The sequence below is a fragment of the Paenibacillus sp. J22R3 genome (assembly GCF_056269305.1).
Map to the genome: position 1 here is coordinate 18,120 of NZ_JBWDNS010000006.1, position 25,745 is coordinate 43,864.

The 25,745-nt window shown below is 52.3% G+C and carries 18 protein-coding genes; 2 read left to right on the top strand and 16 right to left on the bottom strand.

The window, feature by feature from the left end; all coding sequences use genetic code 11:
* Nucleotides 1–11 precede the first annotated feature (11 nt).
* Nucleotides 12–1,622, top strand: a complete 1,611-nt coding sequence (locus AC0YN4_RS23715; protein ID WP_475836946.1) for a nitrite/sulfite reductase — start codon at nucleotides 12–14, stop codon at nucleotides 1,620–1,622.
* A 151-nt stretch (nucleotides 1,623–1,773) separates the two neighbouring features.
* Here the strand turns inward: AC0YN4_RS23715 and uvrA are convergent, their stop codons facing one another.
* From uvrA to ftsE, 7 genes are all read right to left on the bottom strand, one after another.
* Nucleotides 1,774–4,662, bottom strand: a complete 2,889-nt coding sequence (uvrA, locus tag AC0YN4_RS23720) for an excinuclease ABC subunit UvrA (protein ID WP_475782950.1) — start codon at nucleotides 4,660–4,662, stop codon at nucleotides 1,774–1,776.
* Nucleotides 4,663–4,732: 70 nt separating this feature from the next.
* On the bottom strand, nucleotides 4,733–6,736 hold the full coding sequence (gene uvrB, locus AC0YN4_RS23725; protein WP_475836947.1) for an excinuclease ABC subunit UvrB: 2,004 nt from the start codon (nucleotides 6,734–6,736) through the stop codon (nucleotides 4,733–4,735).
* A 278-nt stretch (nucleotides 6,737–7,014) separates the two neighbouring features.
* Complete coding sequence (locus tag AC0YN4_RS23730) at nucleotides 7,015–8,328, bottom strand: PDZ domain-containing protein (RefSeq protein WP_475836948.1); 1,314 nt, start codon at nucleotides 8,326–8,328, stop codon at nucleotides 7,015–7,017.
* A gap of 131 nt (nucleotides 8,329–8,459) precedes the next feature.
* Complete coding sequence (locus AC0YN4_RS23735; protein ID WP_475782953.1) at nucleotides 8,460–9,929, bottom strand: S41 family peptidase; 1,470 nt, start codon at nucleotides 9,927–9,929, stop codon at nucleotides 8,460–8,462.
* A 158-nt stretch (nucleotides 9,930–10,087) separates the two neighbouring features.
* Nucleotides 10,088–11,266 (bottom strand): murein hydrolase activator EnvC family protein, encoded by a 1,179-nt coding sequence (locus tag AC0YN4_RS23740; protein ID WP_475782954.1) that lies wholly within the window; start codon nucleotides 11,264–11,266, stop codon nucleotides 10,088–10,090.
* 12 nt (nucleotides 11,267–11,278) lie between these two features.
* Complete coding sequence (gene ftsX, locus AC0YN4_RS23745) at nucleotides 11,279–12,196, bottom strand: permease-like cell division protein FtsX (protein WP_475782955.1); 918 nt, start codon at nucleotides 12,194–12,196, stop codon at nucleotides 11,279–11,281.
* Entirely contained in the window at nucleotides 12,186–12,872 is a 687-nt protein-coding gene (ftsE, locus tag AC0YN4_RS23750) for a cell division ATP-binding protein FtsE (RefSeq protein ID WP_475782956.1), read from the bottom strand. Before ftsE ends, ftsX begins: the two co-directional genes overlap by 11 nt.
* Nucleotides 12,873–13,141: 269 nt before the next feature.
* On the opposite strand from ftsE, the gene AC0YN4_RS23755 reads away from it, so the two are divergent.
* Nucleotides 13,142–14,617, top strand: a complete 1,476-nt coding sequence (locus AC0YN4_RS23755) for a VanW family protein (protein WP_475782957.1) — start codon at nucleotides 13,142–13,144, stop codon at nucleotides 14,615–14,617.
* A gap of 690 nt (nucleotides 14,618–15,307) precedes the next feature.
* Here AC0YN4_RS23755 and argH read toward each other — a convergent pair.
* The 9 genes from argH to prfB form a co-directional block, all read right to left on the bottom strand.
* Nucleotides 15,308–16,723, bottom strand: a complete 1,416-nt coding sequence (gene argH / locus AC0YN4_RS23760; RefSeq protein WP_475782958.1) for an argininosuccinate lyase — start codon at nucleotides 16,721–16,723, stop codon at nucleotides 15,308–15,310.
* A gap of 31 nt (nucleotides 16,724–16,754) precedes the next feature.
* Nucleotides 16,755–17,993: an argininosuccinate synthase gene (locus AC0YN4_RS23765; protein WP_475836949.1), complete on the bottom strand. Its 1,239-nt coding sequence runs from the start codon at nucleotides 17,991–17,993 to the stop codon at nucleotides 16,755–16,757.
* A gap of 61 nt (nucleotides 17,994–18,054) precedes the next feature.
* Nucleotides 18,055–19,011, bottom strand: coding sequence for an ornithine carbamoyltransferase (gene argF / locus AC0YN4_RS23770; RefSeq protein WP_475782960.1), 957 nt, complete (start codon nucleotides 19,009–19,011; stop codon nucleotides 18,055–18,057).
* A gap of 21 nt (nucleotides 19,012–19,032) precedes the next feature.
* Complete coding sequence (locus AC0YN4_RS23775) at nucleotides 19,033–20,235, bottom strand: acetylornithine transaminase (RefSeq protein WP_475836950.1); 1,203 nt, start codon at nucleotides 20,233–20,235, stop codon at nucleotides 19,033–19,035.
* 31 nt (nucleotides 20,236–20,266) lie between these two features.
* Nucleotides 20,267–21,055, bottom strand: coding sequence for an acetylglutamate kinase (gene argB, locus AC0YN4_RS23780; protein ID WP_475782962.1), 789 nt, complete (start codon nucleotides 21,053–21,055; stop codon nucleotides 20,267–20,269).
* Nucleotides 21,056–21,097: 42 nt separating this feature from the next.
* Nucleotides 21,098–22,339 (bottom strand): bifunctional ornithine acetyltransferase/N-acetylglutamate synthase, encoded by a 1,242-nt coding sequence (gene argJ, locus AC0YN4_RS23785; protein ID WP_475782963.1) that lies wholly within the window; start codon nucleotides 22,337–22,339, stop codon nucleotides 21,098–21,100.
* 55 nt (nucleotides 22,340–22,394) lie between these two features.
* Entirely contained in the window at nucleotides 22,395–23,444 is a 1,050-nt protein-coding gene (argC, locus tag AC0YN4_RS23790; RefSeq protein WP_475836951.1) for an N-acetyl-gamma-glutamyl-phosphate reductase, read from the bottom strand.
* A gap of 142 nt (nucleotides 23,445–23,586) precedes the next feature.
* Nucleotides 23,587–24,492, bottom strand: a complete 906-nt coding sequence (locus tag AC0YN4_RS23795; protein WP_475782965.1) for a YitT family protein — start codon at nucleotides 24,490–24,492, stop codon at nucleotides 23,587–23,589.
* Nucleotides 24,493–24,607: 115 nt separating this feature from the next.
* A protein-coding gene (gene prfB, locus AC0YN4_RS23800; protein WP_475782966.1) for a peptide chain release factor 2 occupies nucleotides 24,608–25,724 on the bottom strand; the annotation gives its coding sequence in 2 pieces (ribosomal slippage) (nucleotides 24,608–25,651 and nucleotides 25,653–25,724; 1,116 coding nt in all).
* Between the last annotated feature and the right edge of the window lie 21 nt (nucleotides 25,725–25,745).

Sequence of the window (25,745 nt, forward strand, 5' to 3'; positions counted from 1 at the left end):
GGAACGAAGCAATGGCATATGAAGCCGTATGGATGAATGACCCTTCCAAATTAAATAAATTTGAGTTTATTAAAATGGAAAAAGACGGTCTGGATGTAATTCGCACCATCATCGACAAGTATTCGAAGGAAGGATATGCGTCCATTCCCGAAGACGATATGAACCGTTTCAAATGGGCCGGCGTTTACGAGCAGAAGCCCCGTGAAGGCTACTTCATGATGCGTATTCGGATTAACACCGGTATTCTTACATCTGCACAAGCGCGTGCAATTGCTTCCATCGGCCGCGATTACGGTCGTGATCTCATCGACGTAACAACACGTCAAGCGATTCAATACCACTGGCTTAAAGTGGAGGATCTGCCCGACATCTTCAACCGCCTCGAAGCGGTTGGCTTGTACTCCTACGAAGCTTGCGGCGACTGCCCGCGTACGATTGTCGGTAACCCGCTTGCCGGTATCGACCGTGACGAGCTGATGGATACACGTGAGCTTGTGGAGCAGGTGAATGATTTCTACCTGATGAACCGTGATTTCTCCAATTTGCCTCGCAAATATAAAATGTCCATTTCTTCAAACATCTATAACAATGCTCATGCAGAGATTAACGATATAGCCTTCACGCCTGCAACTAAGGTGATTGATGGCGAAGAGGTTATCGGCTTCCATGTGTACGTAGGCGGCGGTTTGTCCGCGAAGCCGCATCTGGCGAAAGAGCTTGATATGTTCGTTCGTCCGGAAGAAGTGCTTAAGGTTTCGATCGGCGTTACAACCATCTTCCGCGACTTCGGTTACCGCGAGAAGCGTCACCAAGCTCGCTTGAAGTTCCTGATGGCGGATTGGGGTCCCGAGAAGTTCCAAGAGAAGCTCATCGAGATTATCGGCGAAATGCCAACAGCTGGCGAAAGCAAGATTGTCGGCTGGAACGCTGTATACTATGATGGCGTATACCCGCAGAAACAAGAAGGCTTGAACTTCATCGGTTTGAACGTACCTGTAGGTCGTACAAACTCCGATGAACTGGAGCAGCTTGCTGATGCAGCCGACAAGTTCGGTGATGGCACGATCCGTACAACGATGTCGCAAAACATTATGCTGGCCGGCGTCCCTGACGATAAGCTCGAAGAAGCGCTGCAAGTGCCTGTTCTGAAACGTCTATCGCCGAACGCGAAGCCATTCATGAGCCGTACCGTTTCTTGCACAGGTAACGAGTTCTGTAACCTGGCTGTCGTAGAAACGAAGGAACGCGCTCGCCGCGTTGCTGAGTACCTCGATGAGAGAGTTGAACTGGATGAGAAAATCCGCATTCACTTCATCGGCTGCCCGAACGCTTGCGGTCAGAAGCATATTGCCGACATCGGTCTGCAAGGCGCTCTCGTGAAAACGCCAGAAGGCATGGTTGATGCATTTGATATCGCGGTAGGCGGTATTCTTGGGCCAGGCGCTAAGTTTAACGAATCGCTGAAAGGCCGCGTCAAAGGCGATGACCTTGGCGGCGTGCTTGCACAACTGCTGCTGTTCTACAAAGAAGATCGCGAGTCCGGCGAAACGTTCCACAATTTCGTGAAACGCGTAGGCGTACCGGCGTTCCAAGAGAAACTGACTGCTATTTTGGCAAGTTAATTGTTAATCGAGTTAAACAGCCCATCCTCTAATGAGGATGGGCTGTTTTGTTTTTGGCTGTCGATAATGTCTCGGGCGGCACCCTCACCACGCTAACGAACCGCGGGGGTCTTATTCGCGAGAAACTGGCACTTCAAGAGGTGCATTTGATTTATTCTTCGATGCCAGCAGCAACGCTTTGTACTTGATTTCGCTGCTGCGCAATCGTACGTTCACGGTCACGCTCCAGAATCGGCTTCAAGTAGCGGCCTGTATAAGAGCCCGCAACTTTAATCACTTCTTCCGGTGTACCGGTCGCTACGATGGCACCACCGCCATTACCGCCTTCCGGACCTAGATCCAGCAGGTAATCGGCCGTCTTAATAACGTCGAGATTGTGCTCGATAACGAGTACCGACTCGCCCGACTCTACCAGACGGTGCAGGACAACTAGCAAACGATCGATATCATCAACGTGTAAGCCTGTTGTCGGCTCATCGAGAATGTACAGCATCTTGCCTGTGCTGCGGCGATATAGCTCGGCTGCGAGCTTCACGCGTTGCGCTTCCCCGCCGGATAGTGTTGTTGCCGGTTGACCCAAGTTCATATAGCCAAGGCCAACGTCTAGCAGCGTCTGCAACTTCCGGTGGATACGGGGCACATTGCGGAAGAATTCCGTGGCGTTCTCAATCGTCATCTCCAGCAGTTCCGCAATGCTCTTGCCTTTGTACTTCACATCAAGCGTCTCCCGATTGTACCGTTTGCCTTTGCAAATCTCGCAAGGCACATATACGTCTGGGAGGAAGTGCATCTCGATCTTGATGATGCCATCTCCGCGGCAGGATTCACAGCGGCCGCCTTTGACGTTGAAGCTGAAGCGGCCTTTCTTATAGCCTCGGACCTTCGCTTCATTCGTCGATGCGTATAGATCCCGAATATCATCGAATACGCCGGTATACGTAGCCGGGTTCGATCGCGGCGTACGGCCGATTGGCGATTGATCGATATCGATAACCTTCTCGATATGCTCAAGCCCCCGGATCTCCTTATGCTCACCTGGACGAACCTTCGCTTTGTTCAGATCACGGGCGAGTGTCTTATAGAGAATTTCATTGACAAGCGTCGATTTACCGGAACCGGAAACTCCTGTTACAGCTGTAAAGACACCAAGCGGGAACTTCGCATTCACACCACGCAGATTGTTCTCCTTCGCGCCTCTCACTTCCAGCCACTTGTCGTTTGTCGCGCGGCGAGTCAGCGGAACCGGAATGAATTTACGACCGCTCAGATAGGCGCCGGTCAACGATTGCTCGTCCGCCATCACCTCTGCAGGTGTTCCCATCGAGACCACTTGGCCGCCATGGATACCGGCGCCTGGACCGATGTCGATGATGTAGTCGGCCGCGAGCATCGTATCTTCATCATGTTCGACGACGATTAGCGTGTTACCGAGGTCACGCATATGCTCCAATGTTTGAATCAGCTTGTCGTTATCGCGCTGATGCAGCCCAATACTAGGCTCATCTAATATATAGAGGACGCCCATCAGACTCGAACCGATCTGCGTAGCTAATCGAATACGCTGCGCCTCACCGCCGGAGAGTGTACCCGCAGCACGGTTGAGTGACAAATACTCCAGTCCGACATTAACTAGGAAGCCAAGGCGGCTGTTGATTTCTTTCAAGATGAGGTTCGCTATCAGCTTCTCCTTCTCGGTCAGTTCAAGAGCGTTGAAGAAACGATCCGCGTCGCCGATGGAGAGTGACGTCACATGGGAAATATTCTGGGTGCCAATCGTTACGGCAAGGCTTTCTTTGCGCAGACGATGGCCTTTGCAGCCTGCACATGGCTTAGCGCTCATGTATTGTTCAATATGATCACGGATGCCGTCAGATCCTGTTTCCCGATAACGGCGCTCCAGGTTGTTGATAATCCCTTCGAATGGCACGAGCGCTTCCTTGGAATGCCCGAAATCATTCTCGTAACGGAACCGCACACGCTCGCCGCCTGTACCGTTCAATAGCTTCTTCATATGTTCTGCAGACAGCTCGCTTACGGGTACATCCCGTGGAATGCCGTAGTGCACACATACGGCTTCAAGGAATTGCGGGTAATAATTCGATGTGCTGCCTGCCCATGCTTCGAAGGCACCTTCTTCGATCGATTTGCTTGCATCCGGAACGAGGAGATCCGGATCCACGATCATCTTGGCTCCTAGTCCGTCACAATCCGGGCATGCGCCGTATGGACTGTTGAACGAGAACATTCGCGGCGCCAGCTCATCGATACTGAATCCGCAGGCCGGACATGCAAGATTAGAGCTGAACAACAGCTCTTCCTTCTCCATGATATCAACCAGTACTTGACCGCCTGACAGCTTCGTCGCTGTCTCGAGCGAGTCGGCAAGACGGCTGTGAATATCGCTCTTCACGACGATACGGTCCACGACAACTTCGATATTGTGCTTCTTGTTCTTCTCAAGCTCGATCTTCTCGCTTAGCTCACGCAGCTCGCCATTGACGCGTACACGAACAAAACCTTGCTTCTGCACATCGGCAAGCAGCTTCGAATGCTCACCCTTACGCCCCGAGACGATTGGCGCCAGAATCTGCAGCTTCGTCCGCTCCGGATATTCCATGATCCGGTCTACCATTTGCTCTACCGTCTGGGATGTAATTTCGATTCCATGGTCCGGGCAATGCGGTTTCCCGACACGCGCAAATAAGAGACGCAAATAATCATAAATCTCAGTCACCGTTCCGACTGTCGAACGCGGGTTGCGGCTCGTTGTCTTCTGGTCGATGGAGATGGCCGGCGAAAGTCCATCAATGGAATCCACATCCGGCTTCTCCATCTGCCCGAGGAACTGACGTGCATAGGCAGACAGCGATTCGACGTATCGGCGTTGACCTTCGGCATAGATCGTATCAAATGCCAGAGAGGATTTACCGGAGCCGCTGAGCCCGGTCAACACGACAAATTTATCACGTGGAATCGTCACGTCGATATTCTTCAAATTATGGGCTCTCGCCCCTTTAATTACGATGGAATCACTGGCCACTGTTAATCCTCCTAAGAATATAGCACGAACTATATTCGACTTCGTAAGCTATCTTTAGCTTCAAACCGATCTACATCCCCAGCTCTGCTTTAAGCTCAAGCAGCGCATCGCGAAGCTCTGCCGCACGCTCGAACTGCAAGCTCTTGGCCGCTTCCTTCATCTCGGCTTCCAAACGCTGCAGCAACGACTGGCGCTCCTTCTTCGACATCTTCTCGACACCGATCCCGGACAAGAAATCGTTCTTCTGATCCGCTGACTTCGTCGCTTCGATAATGTCATGCACTTTCTTGCGGATCGTTGTAGGCGTGACGCCATGCTGCTCGTTGTAAGCAATCTGGATGGTACGACGACGATTCGTCTCTTCGATCGCCTTCGTCATGGAGTCGGTCATCTTATCTGCATACATAATAACACGGCCATCGGAGTTACGGGCTGCACGACCGATCGTTTGAATCAGCGACCGCTCTGAACGTAAGAAGCCTTCCTTGTCCGCATCCAATATGGTCACAAGTGAAACCTCCGGCAAATCCAAGCCTTCCCGGAGCAAGTTAATTCCGATGAGAACATGAAATACGCCAATACGCAGATCACGCAATATCGCGAGTCGTTCCAGTGTCTTAATGTCGGAGTGTAAATAACGAACCTTAATGCCGACATCCTTCATATAATCAGTCAAATCCTCTGACATCTTCTTCGTCAGCGTTGTGACCAGAACACGTTCGTCCTTGGCAATCCGATCACGGATCTCAACAAGCAGATCATCGATCTGGCCTTTCGTCTTCCGCACTTCGATAATCGGATCCAGCAAACCGGTCGGACGAATAATCTGCTCTACCATCGTAGGGCATTTCTCCAGCTCATAAGGCCCCGGCGTTGCGGATACATAGACCACTTGTTTGACTTTATTCTCAAATTCTTCGAAACGAAGAGGACGGTTATCCATAGCAGACGGCAATCGGAAGCCATGATCGACAAGCACTTCTTTACGCGCACGGTCACCGTTGTACATCGCCCGGATCTGCGGAATCGAAACGTGAGACTCATCGATGACGACGAGCATATCATCCGGGAAGTAGTCCATCAGCGTATAAGGTGTTGCTCCACGCTCACGGAACGTCAACGGTCCGGAATAGTTCTCGATCCCGCTGCAGAAACCCATCTCCTGCATCATTTCCAGATCGTAACGCGTCCGCTGCTCAAGCCGCTGCAGCTCCAGCAGCTTCCCTTGCTCGCGAAGCTCCGCCAGTCGCTCTTCCAGCTCGGCCTCGATGTTCTTGATGGCCACCTTCATCGTATCCTCGTGCGTTACGAAGTGGGAAGCCGGGAAGATCGCGACATGATCGCGTTCACCGACGATTTCGCCGGTCAACACATCGATCTCCGTAATGCGTTCAATCTCATCACCGAACAATTCGACCCGCATCGCCCGTTCATTATTGGCTACCGGGAAAATCTCTATTATATCGCCGCGTACACGGAATGTTCCGCGAATGAAGTTAATATCATTGCGTTGGTATTGAATATCAACAAGTTTATGAAGAATAGCGTCGCGGGACTTCTCCATCCCTACCCGCAAACTAAGCACAAGCTTCCCGTACTCCATCGGAGAACCGAGACCGTAAATGCACGATACGCTCGCTACGATAATGACGTCACGACGTTCGAACAAGGAGCTCGTAGCGGAGTGCCGCAGTTTATCAATTTCATCGTTGATGCTGGAGTCCTTCTCGATAAAAGTATCTGAGGATGGGATGTAGGCTTCAGGCTGATAGTAGTCATAATAGCTGACGAAATAAGAGACCGCGTTATCCGGAAAAAATTCCTTAAACTCACTGCAAAGCTGAGCGGCAAGCGTCTTATTATGCGCGATAACCAAAGTCGGCCGGTTCAGCTTGGCGATTGTATTCGCAATCGTATACGTTTTCCCTGTGCCCGTTGCGCCTAGCAGCGTCTGATGATGCGCGCCTGCTTCGATCCCATCCGTCAGCTGCTTAATTGCACTCGGCTGGTCGCCTTGCGGCGTATAATCCGATCTCAGCTCAAAGAGCTTCTCCTGTCCTTGCTTCTCGAACATTCTTCCTACACCCCAATCCTACGTCTTCTATGAAAATTCAAAAGGCCTATTAATTTGTATGCCCAATATACAGGAAAAAAATAGATTGTCCGTTAAAATCATGCTGTTTACCCAAGCATAAGAATATGTGTTCCCATATGATGTTTATTATACCGATTAACGGGGGCAGTTGCAACGAAAGGTTACTACTTCCTGTCCGGCTTGGAAGGACTTACCGCACGATGCAAAATGCCCCGGCAACCGCCCATTAATGGACAGCGCCGAGGCACCTTCTTATTCTATAATGTCGCTGATTTCGAAGATGATGCTGCCGCATGCTGCTTTGACTTCGCCGTCCGTTTGCTCCAGAGCAGATCAAGCAGGGAAGCCGGCGCTGCCGCTGCGTAGTAGTCGGCTTTGTCATCCGGTGCGAGCACGACGCCCAGCTGGTGATGCTCCCCCGCATAACGCGCACGCTGCGCAAACTTGATTTGACCATCATAATTGAGCACTTCCAGCTTACAGAAGGCTGAATTCACATGAAGCGCGCTATACAGCTCTTCCTTCGACCGGACACGAACGCCATTCACCTTATGAATGATCTCTCCGACCAGAATGCCCATTGATTCCGCAGGTGTACCCGGTATGACAGCCAGCACACGCAGCCCCTGATCGTTATGCACATATAGCGGCGCGCTAGCCGCTTCTTTGAAATAACTGATCGCCACGAGCGCCTCGTGCAGCAATAATGCGCAAAGCGCGGCTGCAAGCGTCAGCGGACTCCAGAAGGAAGCCGCGACAGCCACGATTCCGGTACCAATCCCATAGAATAGCAGGCCTTTCGAGGCACTGCGTGCTTTCGCTGCCGGCAGCAGCGAACGTGTCAGCTCCGAGAACCCGATGATCATCGGGAACCCGATCATCGTAAATCCGCTGCTCCACTGGCTGCTATCTCCGAGCAGCAGCGTCCAAGGCAGCGCTGCATCCCCGCTTCCGCCGGTAACAGCCGGCACAAGCAGCAGGATCGGCACCGGCCAATAGCCATGCAGGGCTTGGCCCCCTACAAGCTTGCCTCTCTTCCCCTCAAGGAAGAGCGGACTTGCAGAACGCGCTCCCTGCCAGCGAACGAGCAGCGCCTCTGCCACATGCATAAGCGCAACCAATACGAGCAATCCGGGAATATCCAAGCCAGCTAACGAGCTTGCAGCTGAACCGATCCAGTCGCTTCGATCGCCGAGCGCAGTCCAGCCAAGCCCCCATTGCAAGACGCCCAACAACCCTGCGCTATAAGCAAAGCATAAGTACCTGACCCGAATAATCACAAGTACAGCAGCAGTTCCCCACATCCATAGCACCACATCCGTAGTAACCGAGACACCTAAGAACAGACTAATACAAGAAATCAGTACACCAACGAGCAGGCCTGCTACGATCGTTCTTCCAAGCTGAATCGGCCAAGCATGAAGCCGGACATGGAACATCTTCCGCTCCATTCTTGTCTGCCGCATATATTGAAGCATGATCAGGAGCACCGCTACATAATAAAACGGAGATAGCAGCAGTCCGATGGCCGCCGATCCCGCCTGACGAAGCAATTCCATTGCCGCTTCCAAAGCTTCCACTCCCTCTCGCAAACCAGTACCACTTCGTGATCAAAATAAAAAGAAGGTCCCTCCGCATGACTGCACGGAGACAACCTTCTCTCTATTCGACATGGTCCAAGCGATTTCCTGCCTGCCTGGCGTTATTGTCCGCTGGCAAGCTTCTGCTGAAGCACGTTGACTGCCTTCAATAACTGGGTATCGTTCTTCTCATCGCGAATCTTCGCAACGAGCGCCTCCTCTACCTTCTCCGCAGTCACTTTATCGGCACTGCCGGTGATCGGCAGCTCCGCTTTCTTCTGGAAGGCTTTCACACTTACGACTGTTTGCTGACTGTAATACCCATCTTTACGATCAATGGTATAACCCAGTCCCGCGAGCATGATTTGGAGGCTGCGCGTGTTCTCATTAATTGTATCCGGCTGCAAAGTCGCTTCTTTGGACATGCGGGCTACCGTGTAATAATCCGGCGGCAGCACCTCGATGTCCGGTTTCAGCCCTTTCTCGTGAACCCAGTTGCCAAGCGGCGTCAACCACTTCGCAATGGTCATCTTGACTAAGCTTCCATCGGACATCGCTTTGTCGTAGCTGACCTGCACAGTTCCTTTGCCAAAAGAAGTCTCGCCCACCAACGTAGCATGCGCCTCTTCCTTGAGCGCCCCTGCCAGCACCTCGGACGCGCTTGCGCTGCCCTTATTCATCAGTACCGCGATCGGGTATTTCTTGCCGCTTCCGGCAGACACCGTTTTCTCCCGATGCCCGTCCTTATCTTCTACCTGCACGATCGGCTCGCCCTTCGGCACGAAAGGCTGCGCAACCGATACAACAACAGGCAGCACGCCGCCGGGATTGCCCCGCACGTCAATGATCAACGCCTTCATCCCTTGTTTCTCCAGCTTCGTTAGTTCTTCTTCGAACCGTTCGCCGGTATTGAGGGAGAATTGACGAATCTCGATAACACCGATGCCGCCATCCTGCATGCGCGCATAGACCGTTTCATAATCAATGTCGTCCCGTACGATCGTCAACTGCAGCGGCTGCGTCATTCCGGCCCGCTGAATGACCAATTTCACCTTCGATCCTTTGGGTCCGCGGATTTTGGCTACGGCATCATTCAAGGATAGGCCGTCCAGCGTCTCCCCGTTTACTTTTAGCAAAATATCATTCGGGAGAACACCTGCCCGCTCTGCCGGTGAATCCTTAATCGCGGACTCGACGGTGATTTTGCCATCCTTCATCTGAACGCCTGCACCAATGCCCGTAAACGATCCTTCAATGGACTCAGAGAAGTGCTTCGCTACTTCCTTCTTCATATAAACCGAATAAGGATCGCCCAGCGCTTCCATCATCCCGTTAACTGCCCCGTCAAGCACCTTCGTCCGATCGACCTCGCGAAAATATTTGTTCTCAATCAAACCGAGTACCGTGTTTAATTTCTGAAGCTCCTTCTCGCTCAGCTCATCATGTCCGGACGATTCCGATGACGCCGCTCTAGCTGTCGTTCCATCGCTCTCAATTGCAATGAAGCGGTCTGCAACCGTCAAGGTCACAAGCGTAGATGCCGCCATTGTGAGCAAGATGAACGCTGCTACTGTTCGTCCTTTGAACTGCACGTCAACACCCCTTCGTGAGCATACCCTGCCTATGGTGAGATTGTTTTTCCCCTTACTTCTGACATCTCCCCTAGTATATGACAAGCCGCACCCAATTATTTGCATCTGGGTACGGCATCGTCATGTCAGCATTCGAGCCTGTAGGCTCCGCCCGCTATTTATTTCAGATAAGGTGCGGGATTAACCGCCTCTTGGTTCTTGCGTACTTCAAAATGCAAATGGTTCCCGGTGGACATGCCCGTGCTTCCCACTTCCGCAATTTTCTGGCCGCGCTTCACGGTTTGACCTTTCTCTACCTTGATGCCGCCATTGCGAATATGTCCGTAAACCGTCCACAGCCCGCCGCCATGATCGATGATGACACAGTTGCCATACTCACTCCACCACTGTGCAACAATGACCAGACCCGACTCAGCGGCGTAGATCGACGTTCCGCCCGGAGCCGCCATATCCATCCCGGCATGAAGTTTCTTTCTTCCGGTTACGGGGTGAATCCGATAGCCAAACGGTGAAGACAACCGCCATTCGGCATGAAGCGGCATACCAAGCTTGCCGCCGGTGTAGTACACTTTAATTTTTTTCTTCTTCGCTTCCAAGTCGGACACTTTCTTCGCCAGACTAATCAGCAGATCTGCTTGCTCTTCGCTGATCTCTTCCAGCTCTTCCGCCTGGCTCTTATATTTAAGCACCATAACTTCTTTTTCTTTCTCTTTATCCTTGAGCAGGTCAGCAAAACCTGCGAGCTTCACGTACATCTGCTTGACTTCGCCGAGCGACTTCTCCACTTCGGCCTTCTTCTGTGTAATAAGTGCTTTGTCTTTCTTGTGGTCAGCGAGAATATCACGGTCTTGGCTTAGAATCGACTTCAACGAGTCCATCCGGTCAATAAAGTCGCCAAAGCTTGTTGCGCTGAGCATCACATCGATATAGGATACGAATCCATTCGTATACATCAAACGAATGCGTGACTGCAGCAGCTTGTCCCGCGTCTTCAGACGTTTCTCTGCCGTATCGAGGTCTTCACCGGCTTGCTGCAGCTTCTCCTCCGTCGTTTCCACTTGGGACTGCACGGTGCTCAGCTGCGTGCTGACTTCACTGATTTGCTGCATGATTTCGTTGACAGACTTCGCTGTCTTCTCTTTCATGGCCAGCACATATTCCTTGTCTTTGTCCGCTTGATTGCGGTTATGAGAAGCTGCGCTCATCTCTTTGCGCACTTTAGCGAGCTCACTGTTGATTTTGTCTAGCTGCGAGGAAGCTTCGCCTTGATAGGGTTGGAACACAAATCCGGCAAATACGATAATGGCTAGAACGGCGATCCCTTTCTTCACGTTCACGTTTCCATTCACCTACACTTTCAAGTACTTTCGCACCGACAAGGTGCTTCCCCAAATGCCAATCAGAATGCCGAGCCCCATAATCAGGACGGACACATTAAAGCCTGCTTCCTTCAATGTCACAAGTTTAATCATCATGAGACCCAGCTCTACTTGAGATACCTCAACCAATCGGGAGTACCCGAGCATCAGCAAAGTAACCGTGACAACCGAACCGATGATGCCAATCAATGCACCTTCGATAAAGAACGGCCAGCGGATAAAATTATTCGTAGCCCCCACCAGCTTCATAATGCCAATCTCGCGGCGACGTGCCACAATCGTCATCTTGATCGTGTTGGAGATGAGGAACATCGCGGTTAAACCAAGTCCCGCTACGATAACCAGTCCGATGTTGCGAACGGCGTTCATTATTTTGAACAGCGATTCTACGGTGCCTTTCCCGTATTTCACGCTTGTAATCGGCAATGTCTCATCTGCTTTGCCAATCGCTTCAATCTGTTTCGCGGCAAAAGCGATCTTCTGCGGCTCAAACACCTCTACGGTAAAGGAATCCGGCAGCGGGTTGTTCGTCTTGTCATACCCTTCGAGCAGTTCAGCACCGTCGGCACCGATGCTCTCGCGAAGGGATTCAAGCCCCTTCTCTTTGGATACAAATTCGATCTTGCTAACTTCCGGAATGTTGCCGATGGCATTCTTAAGCTCGTTAATCTTGGCATCCTCTGTATTCAGCTGCAAGTACACCCGAATCTGTACCTGGCTCTCAATTTGGTCCGCCAAGTTGTTGACGTTCAATGCCAGCAGTAGAAAAGCGCCAAGAATAAATAAGGAAATGACGATGGAGCTGACGGAGGCAAAAGTCATCCAGCCGTTGCGCACCACGTTCTTCACCCCTTCGCGAAGGTGGCGGATAATGGTGCTAACTTTCATAGCCATACTCTCCTCTCACTTCATCACGCACAATCGTTCCGTTCTCGATGGCGATGACGCGTTTGCGGAGCGTATTCACAATCTCTTTGTTGTGCGTGGCCATGATGATCGTAGTGCCGCGGAAGTTAATCTCTTCGAGCAAATTCATAATGCCCCATGAGGTTTCAGGGTCAAGGTTGCCGGTAGGCTCATCCGCCACGATGACGGCCGGATTGTTGACGATCGCGCGCGCGATGGCGACCCGCTGCTGCTCGCCGCCCGATAGCTGCTGAGGGAAGCTTGCATGCTTACCGCGAAGTCCGACGAGCTCCAGCACTTCCATCGTCCGTTTCTTGATGACTCTGCGCGGCGCTTCAATAACCTCCATCGCAAACGCGATGTTCTCATAGACGGTCAGTTTCGGCAGCAAGCGATAATCTTGGAAAATAACGCCTATGTTCCGCCGAACATAGGGGATCTTACGGGGTTTTAACTTACCGATGTTAAACCCATTCACGGAGATTTGTCCTTTGGATGGAATTTCCTCGCGGTAGATCAGTTTCATGAAGGTAGATTTTCCAGCTCCGGAAGGTCCAACCAAGTAAACGAATTCATTACGGTCTATGCGAACAGAAACGCCGCGGAGTGCGTGAGTGCCGTCTGCGTACGTCTTCCAAATATCTTGCAATTCAATCACGATATCACATCCTGTAGGTAGTCAGCTTTTAACTATTCGACATGATCGCGGTAAATCCTCTACCAAAGTCCTGTTTTCTGCATTTTTCATATTTCTCATGACCGTAAAGCGCGAATCTAGTGCTTCGTACCGTATATTTTTCGACAAACGTCCTGTTCGCGGCCTTTAGCGGCTTGGTTCATTGAAGAGAATTGTACAAACAGGTGGCAGAAATGAAGCCCTCGGCGCATATACATGTACGAATACTGGCCCCGAGGTGATAGGAAGCTATGAATACGAAACGGCTGCAGCTAATCTGGATTCTGGCGGGAGTGTGCCTGCTCGCGTCTGCCGGATGGGGCGGGTTATGGTTATATGCGTCCCAGCATACGATTCCGAAGCAAGTACATGTTGTCTTGAGAAAACCTACAGAGACGAACGGACAGATGCTGGGGAGTGATGCCGTCATCCCCATTGGTTCCCTTCGCATCGAGGATGCTAAGCAGCTGCTGACTCTGCGGAAGCAACAGCTCAAACAGCTAGCGATTACGATAAAAGGCGGCACGGGTGAAGGGAAGAAGAAAACGTGGACACTCGAACAGCTCGGCATTGAAGTGGATACGAAGGATGCCGTGGCGGCCATCGACCGCTTGAACAGCGGTTCATTGTGGACAAGAGCCAAGTATCGATGGGGATTTCAGCAGCAGCTGGCCATTGGAGTGAGTTTGGACAAAGAGGTGTTCGTGGGGAAAATACGCAGTACTTGGGGCTGGATGGACGCAGGTGAACCGGTGAATGCAACGCGGAAAATTACGAACGACGACAAGGTCGTCTATACGCCGCACAAGGATGCCTATCGACTCGATACCGATAAAATGTATGCCCATGCTGTTGCTGCCATCGGAAAGTCGATTGCGAGCAAATGGGGAAAGAAGCTGTCTCCGATGACCTGGCCGGTGGAGCTCCGCGTTATCCATCCTTCCATCACCCTGCAGCGCTTGAAGGATGAAGGGGTCGAACGGCTTATCTCTTCCTTTACCACGACGTTTAGGACGAGCGGCGCCGGTCGTGCTTACAATGTGACAATGACGGCTAAGACGCTGAGCGGCATGGAGCTTGCTCCCGGTGAACTGTTCGATTACAGCAAAGTCATTGCCCTTACCAGCAAGAAATACGGCTATCGCCAAGCGCCCGTCATTCTAAACGGCGAGTTCGTTCCGGGCGTCGGAGGCGGGATCTGCCAAGTGTCCAGCACCTTGTACAATGCTGTATTATTTGCAGGCCTTGATATGGTGGAGCGGCGCAATCACTCCCTCCCCGTTGCTTATTTGCCGATGGGCCGAGATGCGACCTACGCCGATGATGCGATCAACTTCAAGTTCAAGAACACGACCGGCAAGCATCTCGTCATTGTAACGGAAGTGGAGAATCGCCGAGTGACGGTAAAGATCTTCGGGACCTTACCGAGGAATGTGCAGTACAAGTTAGATTCCAAGACGGTGGCTACTGTCGTTCCACCGGTGAAGGAAGTGCCGTCGGCTTCCATGATGCCCGGCGAACGACGCAAGCTTGCATCCGGCAAACCCGGCTACATTGTCGAGACGTACCGCACGAAGCTGGAGAATGGTGTGAAAGTTTCGCGCACGCGCATCTCGCGGGATACCTACCGGGCACAACCGGTCGTCTATGCGGTCGCTCCGGAGCAGTCTCATCCCGACAACGGCAAGGATGAAGCGCCGCTGCTTGAGGACGGCGTGGCGCAGTAGGCGGAAGTGATAAACTGTCCATTCTGGCGGCAGATTGTAAGCTATTTAACGAGAGAAAGTATGTCTTCTGCAACTAAATCGTTTGCACAATGGTGGTAAACATAGTAGACATTTCATGGGGCCGCCTCATTTCGTATGTTTGTAGGGGTACAAACACATTACCTAATGAGCGGTCTTTTTGCTGTTTTTTTTGGGTGTTTTTGGGGGCTTTTTGGCGGTGTTTTTGCGGGCTTTTCTTGGGGTTAATCAACAATCTTGCATGGAATGCAACATTTAACTTCCCATGGGAGTGAATCCGACGGAATGTTGCACAAATGGCAACATTTCTTAGCAAATTGTAGGGTAAGTGAAGATATGAGCAGAAATTGTTGCAAAAAACGCAGCATTTCCTCTCAGAGAGCTCATTCTGGGCAGGAATGTTGCATAATAGGCAACAATTCATGAGGATGCTTGACCGCTCCCCCTTGATCATACGTGATCTGGCGCTCGATAAGCGGTAGCTGCTACCTCTCTTGATGCTATTTCGTCGCTTTCTCGCCAATGTGCGGTAGCCGGTACCTCTCTTCTAGCGTGCCCCTCAACAGCGAGGCCGCCGATAGCCTGAGGCAGCTCCTCCTACCTAAATAGCATACAAAAAAGGCCGTAAAGCCAAGTAGTATAGTCTACTTGAAATTACGGCCTGTTTGCTATTTAGCGGCTGCGTTCCGCGTATTCGGTAATCCATTCCGCTGTTGCGGCCAGGTCCTGCTCCGCGCGGGCGATGGCTTCGACGACTTGCGTCTTGGCCGTGCCGCCGTAGACGTTGCGTGCATTGACAACATTCTCCGGCTGCAGCACCTCATAGATGCGATCGTCGAACAACGAAGAGAACTGCTTGAACTCATCGAGCGTGAGATCCAGCAAGTATTTGCCCTGCTGAATGCAGTACAATACCGTCTTGCCGATGACTTCATGCGCTTGACGGAACGGCAGACCTTTGCCAACCAGGAAGTCGGCGATATCGGTCGCGTTCGAGAAGTCTTGATTGACGGCTTGACGCATCCGGTCCTTGTTCACCTTCATCGTTGCCACCATTGGGGCAAACAATTGCAGCGCGCCTTGCAGCGTGCGGACCGTATCGAACATGCCTTCTTTGTCTTCCTGCATGTCCTTGTTATAAGCAAGCGGCAGTGACTTGAGTACAGTCAGCAAGCCAACGAGGTTGCCATAAACGCGACCTGTTTTCCCGCGGACAAGCTCCGGCACGTCCGGATTTTTCTTCTGCGGCATAATGCTGCTGCCTGTGCAGAATGCATCGTCGAGCTCAACAAAGTGGAACTCGGTGCTCGACCACAAGATGAACTCTTCGCTTAAACGCGAGAGATGCATCATGATGATGGACGCATGCGACAGGAATTCCAGAATGAAGTCGCGGTCGCTTACCGCATCGAGGCTGTTCTCGTAGACGCGGTCAAACTTCAGCTGACTCGCTACGAAATGACGATCGATCGGGAACGTCGTTCCTGCCAATGCGCCAGCTCCGAGGGGTAATGTGTTCACCCGTTTATAGCTGTCCTGCAAACGCTCGATATCGCGGCCGAACATGGAAACATAGGCCATCATATGATGCGCGAACAGGATTGGCTGTGCACGCTGCAGATGCGTATAACCGGGCAGAATCGTATCAATGTTTGCCGTAGCTTGCTGCACCAGCGCAGCTTGCAGCTTCTGCAGCAGATCAACGAACTCAACGACCCGCTTGCGCAGGTACAGATGCATATCCGTCGCAACCTGATCGTTGCGGCTGCGGCCAGTGTGCAGCTTGCCGCCAACCGGACCCACATCGTCGATCAGCGTCTTCTCGATGTTCATGTGAATATCTTCATCGGCAATGGAGAATTCAATGTCGCCGCGCTTGATGCGCTGCAAGACGCGGTGCAGGCCATCAATGATTTTCTCCACGTCGTCTGCAGGCAGAATGCCCTGCTTGCCCAGCATCGTGACATGTGCCAGGCTGCCTTGAATATCTTCTTCCGCAAGCTCTTTATCAAATAAAATGGATGCCGTATATTCCTCTACCAGTTGGTCGGTTTTCTTCGTAAACCGGCCGCCCCATAATTTACTCACACAGGTGCACTCCTTTATCGTTTCGCTTGCCTTACTGCTTCTTGTTCTGCTCCACGCCGGAGGAAACTTTCAGACGCAGCGCGTTCAGGCGGATAAAGCCGGTTGCATCGCCTTGGTCATACGCTTTGGACGGATCCGCTTCCATCGTTGCGATATCCGGATTGTACAAGCTGACCGGGCTCTTCACGCCGGCACCGATTACATTGCCTTTGTACAGCTTCAGACGAACAACGCCTGTTACGTTCTTCTGGCTTTCGAGTACGAGCGCTTGCAGCGCCAGACGCTCAGGTGCGAACCAGAAGCCGTTATATACTAGTGATGCGTATTTGGAAATGAGGGAATCACGCAAATGCATGACGTCGCGGTCCATCGTGAGCGACTCCATTTTGCGGTGTGCAGTGAATAGGATCGTACCGCCCGGTGTCTCGTACACGCCGCGGCTCTTCATGCCGACGAAACGGTTCTCTACCATATCAACACGGCCAATACCGTGCTTGCCGCCAAGCTCATTCAGCTTCTCCATTGCTTGCAGCGGGCTCAGCTGCTCGCCATTAACTGCGGTACAATTGCCGGCTTCGAAGGTAAGCTCCACATATTCAGCTTGATCCGGCGCGTCCTCAGGGGACACGGACAAGACAAACATCCCTTTGTTCTCGTCACTGCTTGGATCGAACCAAGGATCCTCCAGCATGCCGCTCTCAAAGCTGATGTGCAGCAGGTTGCGGTCCATCGAATACGGCTTAGCCGCAGACGCTTGAACCGGAATGTTGTGCTTCTCTGCATATGCGATCATTTCAGCGCGTCCCGGGAATTGTTCACGGAATGCTTCAATGCGCCAAGGAGCGATTACGTCGATGTCCGGAGCAAGTGCAGCAGCCGTCAGCTCGAAACGAACTTGGTCGTTGCCTTTGCCTGTTGCGCCGTGCGCAATAGCTGTTGCGCCTTCAGCGCGAGCGATGTCCACCATGCGTTTCGCAATCAGCGGACGTGCGATGGAAGTACCCAGCAGGTACTGACCTTCGTAGAGTGCGCCGGATTGGAACATTGGATAGATGAAATCTTCCGCGAACTCGTCGCGCAGATCATCGATGTACACTTTGGAAGCGCCTGTAGCCAACGCTTTCGCTTCCAGACCATCCAGCTCATCCTTTTGTCCGATGTCCGCTGTGAATGCGATAATTTCCGCATCGTAGGTTTCTTTGAGCCATTTTAGAATAACAGACGTATCCAGACCGCCCGAGTAAGCCAGCACGATTTTTTCCTTCGCCATGATTCAGTCAACACTCCCTATTGTGAATTGAATGCTATAAGTCCCGCGTAATGTTCGTGCCCTACATAATTGCAGCCATGATCGCCTTCTGCGCATGCAGACGGTTCTCAGCCTGATCGAAAATAATCGATTGCTTGCCATCAATTACGCCTTCGCTTACTTCCTCGCCGCGATGCGCTGGCAGGCAGTGCATGAACAAATAGTCGCTCTTCGCGTAGCGAACCAGATCCTCGTTCACTTGATATGCGGCAAAAGCAAGCTCGCGCTCCTTCTGTTCCGCCTCAAAGCCCATGCTCGCCCATACGTCCGTGTAAACGACATCAGCGTCCGCGATCGCTTCCTTCGGATCACGGCACACATGAATGCGCGAGCCGGTTTCGGCTGCGCTCGCCTTCGTCAACGCTACAACATCAGCGTCCGGCTCGTAGCCTTCCGGCGTCGCCACCGAAATATGCATGCCGAGCTTCGCTGCGCCCATCATTAAGGAGTGCACCATATTGTTGCCATCGCCGATGTACGCCACTTTAAGTCCTTCAAGGCGCCCCTTATGCTCGAGCACCGTTTGATAATCGCACAACGCTTGGCATGGATGCGACAGATCTGTAAGGCCGTTAATGACCGGCACGGTAGCTGCACGAGCAAGCTCGATGACCGTACGGTGCGCAAACGTGCGGATCATCATGCCGTCCAGATAACGCGACAGCGTCTGCGCCGTATCGGAGATCGTCTCCCCGCGGCCGATCTGCAGATCGTTACGGCTAAGGAACAGCGCATGCCCGCCGAGCTGGTACATCCCGACTTCAAAGGAAACACGCGTACGCGTGGATGATTTCTCAAAAATCATGCCGAGGGTTTTGCCCTTCAGCGGGTGATAAATTTCGCCGGCTTTCTGCTTCCCCTTCAGCTCGATCGCCAGATCGATCAGGTAGCGTACTTCCGCAGGCGTATAGTCAGCCAAGCCGATAAAGTCACGGCCTTTGAGGCCAATTGCCAGTTCTTCGGTCAACAATTGTGACATGTGGGTGGTTCTCCCTTCTTTCTACAGCTGCGCTGGAGCCGTTTGATCCGCAAAAATCGAGGTCAGAATGCTCACCGCTTGATCTATTTCTTCACGCGAAACGATTAGGCTAGGCAGCAAACGGACAACGTCCGGACCTGCTGTAACGACTAACAAACCACGCTTCTGGCCTTCAGCGATGATATTCGCAACCGGACCGCTGCATACGATGCCGATCATCAGTCCCTTGCCGCGAATGTCCTTCACAAACGGGTTGCCTGCAAGCTTCTCACGCAGCTGCCCCACGAGGTAATCGCCGCTCTCAGCCGCACGCTCCGGTGCTTTCTCGCTGATAATCGTCTCTACCGTCGCCTTCACGACAGCTGTAGCAATTGGAGTCCCGCCGAACGTCGAGCCGTGGCTGCCGGCTGTGAACGCTTCGATCAGCTCGCCTTTGGCCAGCATAGCGCCGACAGGGAAACCGCTCCCCAGTCCTTTGGCCAATGTGAAGATATCAGGCTCAATCCCGTAATGCTCAAACGAAAACAGCTTACCGGTACGACCCATGCCTGTTTGAATCTCATCTATGATAAGGAGCAAACCGCGCTCCTTGCAAAGCTTAGCCAAATGCTGTGCGAACGCAGGCTCAACCGGAATTACGCCGCCTTCTGCCTGGATCATTTCGATCATGATAGCAGCCGTCTTATCGGTAATTGCCGCTTCCAGCGCTTCGATGTCATGCAGCGGGATGTAGCGGAACCCTTCAGGAAGCGGCCCAAAGCCTTCTTTTACTTTCTCTTGACCCGTTGCCGTCAACGTTGCCAGCGTTCTGCCGTGGAAGGATTGGGCGAACGTAATGATTTCATAGCGACCGTTGCCCTTCACTTTCTGATGGTAACGGCGGGCAAGCTTAATTGCCGCTTCATTGGCTTCCGCGCCGGAGTTGCAGAAGAACACGGCTTCGGCATGGCTGTTGTCCGTCAGCACCTTCGCTGCCGCTTCTTGATTCGGAATGTGAAACAGATTGGATACATGCCACAGCTCATCGAGCTGCTTCACAAGCGCTTCTTTCACTTGCTTCGGCGCATGACCCAGATTCGTTACGGCCAGGCCGCCCATGAAATCTAAGTATTTGTTCCCTTTGTCATCCCAGAGCCAGCTGCCTTCACCCTTCACAAGTGAAATCGGATATCTTGCATACGTCGGAAATAGCGAGCTGCCAGCTGCTTCTGTACCTTTGTTCATATCGCTCATCATTCGTTCACCCCACTAATAATTAAGATTGTATAATTCTTGTTCCGATGCCGCCTTCGAGAACGGCTTTGCTGAGTACGCCCGGTACGTCACCATTAACGATGACGACTTCCTTCACGCGTCCTTGAATACATGCGATCGCTGCGCGAACCTTCGGAATCATGCCTCCGTAAATCTCACCGCTTGCAATCATCTCTTCGATCTCATCCACGGTTGCAGTAGGGAGCACTTGCTTCTCTCCGTCTACCGTCTTTAGGATACCAGGTACATCCGTTACCACAATCATCTGCTCCACACCCAGATGCGAAGCAACAGCACCTGCTGCCGTATCTGCATTGATGTTGTAGCGTTGTCCTGCCGCGTCGATGCCGATCGGCGCGATTACGGGAATGTAGCCCATGCCCATGACGCCTTCGATAATCGTTGCATTTACATCCGTTACATCACCGACAAAACCGATCTCGTCTGCGTTCGCCACAGGCTGAGCCGTGATAAGCTCGCCGTCAACACCGGACAAGCCGAGTGCTTTCGCACCGCTTAGACCGATGCGACGGACGATTTCCTTGTTGATCCGTCCTGCCAGCACCATTTCCACAACGTCCAGCACTTCGTCGCTTGTTTTGCGCAAGCCGTTCACGAATTCGCTGGCGATTCCCAGCTTGCCAAGTGTTTCCGAGATAGCCGGGCCGCCCCCATGAACGATGACGGCTTTAACGCCGCGTTCTTGCAAACTCCTCAAATCTTCGAAAAAAGAAGCCGGAAGCGCCGCTAGCGTGCTGCCCCCGCATTTCATCACAAACCGCTGTTCCATAGGTTTCGTCCGTTCCCTTCGTTCCCGAAATCCTGCCCGTTGCTATGTGCGATATGCCGCGTTGATACGGACATAATCATAAGTGAGGTCACAGCCCCAAGCTGTTGCCACGCCTTCACCCATATGCAGATCCACATGAATGACAACCGTGTCGCCTTTCAAGTAAACAAGTGCCGCTTCTTCGTCAAAAGCTATCGGCCGCGATTGCGTAAGCGTCACGATATCGCCTAGCGCGATGTCGACTGTCTCCGGATTCACAGGTACGCCTGCGCGTCCTACAGCCGCAATAATACGGCCCCAGTTCGCATCTGCGCCGAATACAGCGGACTTCACGAGCGAAGAGCCGATAACGGTCTTCGCGATCGCTTGCGCCGCATCATTCGATTCCGCTCCGCGCACTTGCACCTCAACAAGCTTCGTTGCTCCTTCTCCGTCACGCGCGATCGCTTTGGCCAGCACCTCGCACACATAACGGAGTCCATCTGCGAACGCCGCATAATCAGCGTGACCCGCATGCAGCTCTTCGTTGCCTGCAAAACCACTAGCCATCGCTACAAGCATGTCGTTCGTGCTGGTATCGCCGTCAACAGTAATCATGTTAAAGGTTACGTCCGTTACTTGGCGCAGCAGAGTCTGCAGCGCTTCGCTTCCAATCTCCGCATCCGTAGTAACGAAGCCAAGCATCGTCGCCATGTTGGGATGAATCATCCCGCTTCCCTTGGATGCGCCGGCAATATGTACGATCTTGCCGTCAACAGTCACGGAAACACAGACTTCCTTCTTCACGAGATCCGTCGTCAGGATCGCTTGGCAGAAATCATCTGCCGCAGCATAGGAATCTGCCAATCGTGCAGGCAGCTCCGCAATGCCACCGCGTACGCGGTCCATTTTCAGCAGCTCGCCGATGACGCCGGTAGAAGCAACCGCCACCTGCTCGGCAGGTACGCCGATAGCTTCAGCGAATGCGCTGCGCATTTCATAGGCATCCGCATCGCCTTGCTTGCCTGTGCACGCATTCGCGTTGCCGCTGTTCACGATGACCGCGCGCAGCTTGCCGCCGGCGCCGATGCTCTCGCGTGTCACCTGAATCGGTGCCGCTTGGAACACGTTCGTCGTGTACACGCCTGCTGCCGCAGCAGGCACTTCACATACGATTGCGCCAAGGTCATGGCGCGTCGTCTTCTTCAAGCCGCAATGCAAGCCGGCGGCTTTAAAGCCTTTAGGTGTCGTAACGGAGCCTTCCGGCACGACGATATAGGTTGGTGATGTGTTCCCCTGTCCCATTGTTCAATCGCGTCTCCTTTTTGGATGAATGCTGAGTTGACCAGAGGTCTCCTCTTTACGGGTACATCGGCACGAAGTTAAGGCCTAGCGCCTCGTCCCAGCCCATCATCAAATTCAAGTTTTGAATGGCCTGCCCAGCAGCACCCTTCACAAGATTATCAATAACCGACACAATCGTGATGCGCCCTGTACGCTCATCTACGGAGAAGCCGATGTCACAGTAGTTGGAGCCTGATACTTCTTTGGTTGCCGGCCATGTGCCGTTCTTGCGAATACGGACAAATTTACGACCTTCATAATAATTGCTGTATAACGCAATAAAGTCCTCAACGCTGTGACCATCTATAACGGTCGCATAGATCGTGCTCATAATACCGCGCGTCATCGGAACCAAATGGGTCGTGAACGTCGTCAGTACTTTCTCGCCTGCAATATCCGACAACACTTGCTCGATCTCCGGAATATGCTGATGCTTATTGATCTTGTAAGCCTTGAAGTTCTCATTGATTTCCGGATAGTGGTTGCCTACGCTGGTTCCGCGACCTGCGCCGGAAACACCGGATTTGGCATCTATAATAATGGTGGAATGATCGATATAGCCTTCTTGTACCGCAGGAATCAATCCAAGCAGTGCCGAGGTCGGGAAACAGCCCGGATTGGAAATAAGATCAACGCCTTGCACAGCATCGCCATACACTTCACATAGACCGTAAACGGCTTGATCCAAGTACTGCTGCTCCGCAGGCTCTTTCTTATACCAAGTCTCGTACTCGCTGCGAGATTTAAGCCGGTGGTCACCGGAAATATCAATCACTTTCAGCCCTTCCGCCAGAAGCGAAGGGATAAGCCGGGCTGCAATGCCCGGTGGAGTTGCTATAAAAACAACCTCAGCTTTGCTTCGTATCAAAGCCGGATTAACGTCATCAAGAATATCTGTGCAAATTTCGGTCAAATGCGGGAACCCTTCCGCAATCGGCGCACCTGCGCTCGACGATGAAATGACAGAAGTCACTTCTACTTGCGGATGGTGGGCCAGAAGCCTGATAAGCTCAACGCCGCCGTACCCTGTTGATCCGATAATCGCTGCTTTCACTGCTTTACTCATGTCCGTTCTCTCCCATCCATATCCTTCCTAGCTATCCATTGTACACGAACAGGGGGATAGAGGAAATAGCTAACACTTTGTATTATTATACATACGTATTCATAATAATTCAACGTAAAAAATACGTATATTTGCGGCAAATTTACGGCAATTGAAAGCCTTCCCCCAGCACCTCGGCTGTATCGCTAATAATAACAAACGCATAGGGGTCTGCCGTCCTCACGAGCCCCTTCAGCTTCGACACTTCGCCTTGTCCGACAACGACCATCAGCACGGTACGCGCTTCGCCCGTATAACCGCCATGCCCATCCAGCTTGGTCAATCCGCGATCCAGATCATGGAGCACTACCTGCGTAATCGCCTCCGGCTTGTCCGAAATAATGAAGGCAACCTTCGAGGTAGCAAGCCCTGTCTGTACAAAATCGATCGTTTTGCTTGTTACAAACAAGCCTACCAGTGCATAAAGTGCATTTTCCGGCGCGATGATAATCCCCGCTGCGGCAATGACGAGACCGTCGAAGCACGCTACTGCCAGCCCCAGCCGCACACCGGTGAAACGATGCAGCAGCTGCGCCGCCAGATCAAGACCGCCTGTCGAAGCTCGTCCCCTGAAAACAAGGCCAAGTCCTGCCCCGACGCCAATCCCGCCATAGATGGATGCGAGCATCGCATTATCCGTAGGTGGCTGCCAATCGGAAGTGAACAAAACAAGCAGCGGCAGCAAGAAGGAGCCAAGTGCTGTCTTCAGTGCGAAGCGTTTGCCGAGCAGCCACAGTCCCACCAAGAAGAGCGGCACGTTAAGTGCCCACTGTGTATAAGCAGGCGGGATATCCCATACGCGATTGACCAAGATGGAAATACCCGATACACCACCGGATGCAATACCAAGCGGTACCAGAAACATGTTGAAGCTGATGGCGATCAGAAAAGAACCGACAAGCAGCAGCGCCACGCTGAGCGCCGCTTCACTCTTGGGCCCCAATGGTTTTCTTAGTCTTCGATTTTCTCTATGTAGCTTCTTCATCCCTTGTTCTTGCTGCAAACTCATTGCTGACCCCATCCTTCTATAGGTAACATCCATTCATCCACAAAAAAGAGTTCCGACACATAGTAGTGTAGGAACTCTTACTCCAGGCTATGCACGCGTTCTTACTAGCCCTTCATTATTGCTCTTCATGACGGATCTTGCTGCGCAAGTAGCCATCGATAAACATATTCAGATCGCCGTCCATCACCGCGCCGACATTGCCTGTCTCCACCGACGTGCGATGGTCCTTGACCATGCTGTACGGATGGAACACATAGGAGCGGATTTGACTGCCCCAAGCAATATCGGATTGCTCGCCGCGAATTTCTGCCAGATGCTTCTGCTGCTCTTCAATCTTACGTTCGTAAAGCTTGGAGCGAAGCATCTGCATCGCACGCTCACGGTTCTGAATCTGCGAGCGCTGCGTCTGGCAGGAAACGACGATACCCGAAGGCATATGCGTGATCCGAATGGCCGATTCCGTCTTGTTGATATGCTGACCGCCCGCGCCGCTGGCCCGGTACGTGTCGACCTTGAGATCCTCTGAACGGATATCAATTTCAATGTCATCGTCAATCTCCGGCATAATGTCACAGGAAACGAAGGACGTATGTCTCCGACCGGAAGCATCGAAAGGCGAGATTCGCACAAGACGATGAACGCCTTTCTCCGCCTTCAAATACCCGTATGCATTATGGCCTTTGACGGAAATCGTTACGCTCTTGATGCCCGCCTCGTCCCCGGCAAGGTAATCCAGAAGCTCTACCTTGAAGCCGGATTTCTCTGCCCAACGTGTGTACATCCGGTACAGCATTTGGCACCAGTCCTGCGACTCCGTGCCGCCCGCGCCGGGATGCAGCTCAAGAATGGCATTCAGCTTGTCATAAGGCTCATTAAGCAACAGTTGAAGCTCAAACTCGCTCACTTTGCCAACGAGCTCCGCAACACTACGCTTCAATTCCGCCTCGAGGCCGGCATCTTCGCCTTCATCTTCCGCCAGCTCCAGCATCGTTTGCAGATCTTCATGCTCACTTTGCATCCGTTCAAATTGATCGACGACGGATTTGACGGCGTTCATCTCGGAGATGGTGGTCTGTGCACGTTCATTGTCATCCCAGAAGCCCGGAGCACTCATTTTCTCTTCGAAATTGAGAATCATCTCTTGCTTAATATCTAAGTCAAAGAGACCCCCTGAGTTCTTGGAGACGCTTCGCCATTTCACGCAGATCTTGTTTCATCGTTATATCTATCATGACGGTCGCTTCACCTCAAAA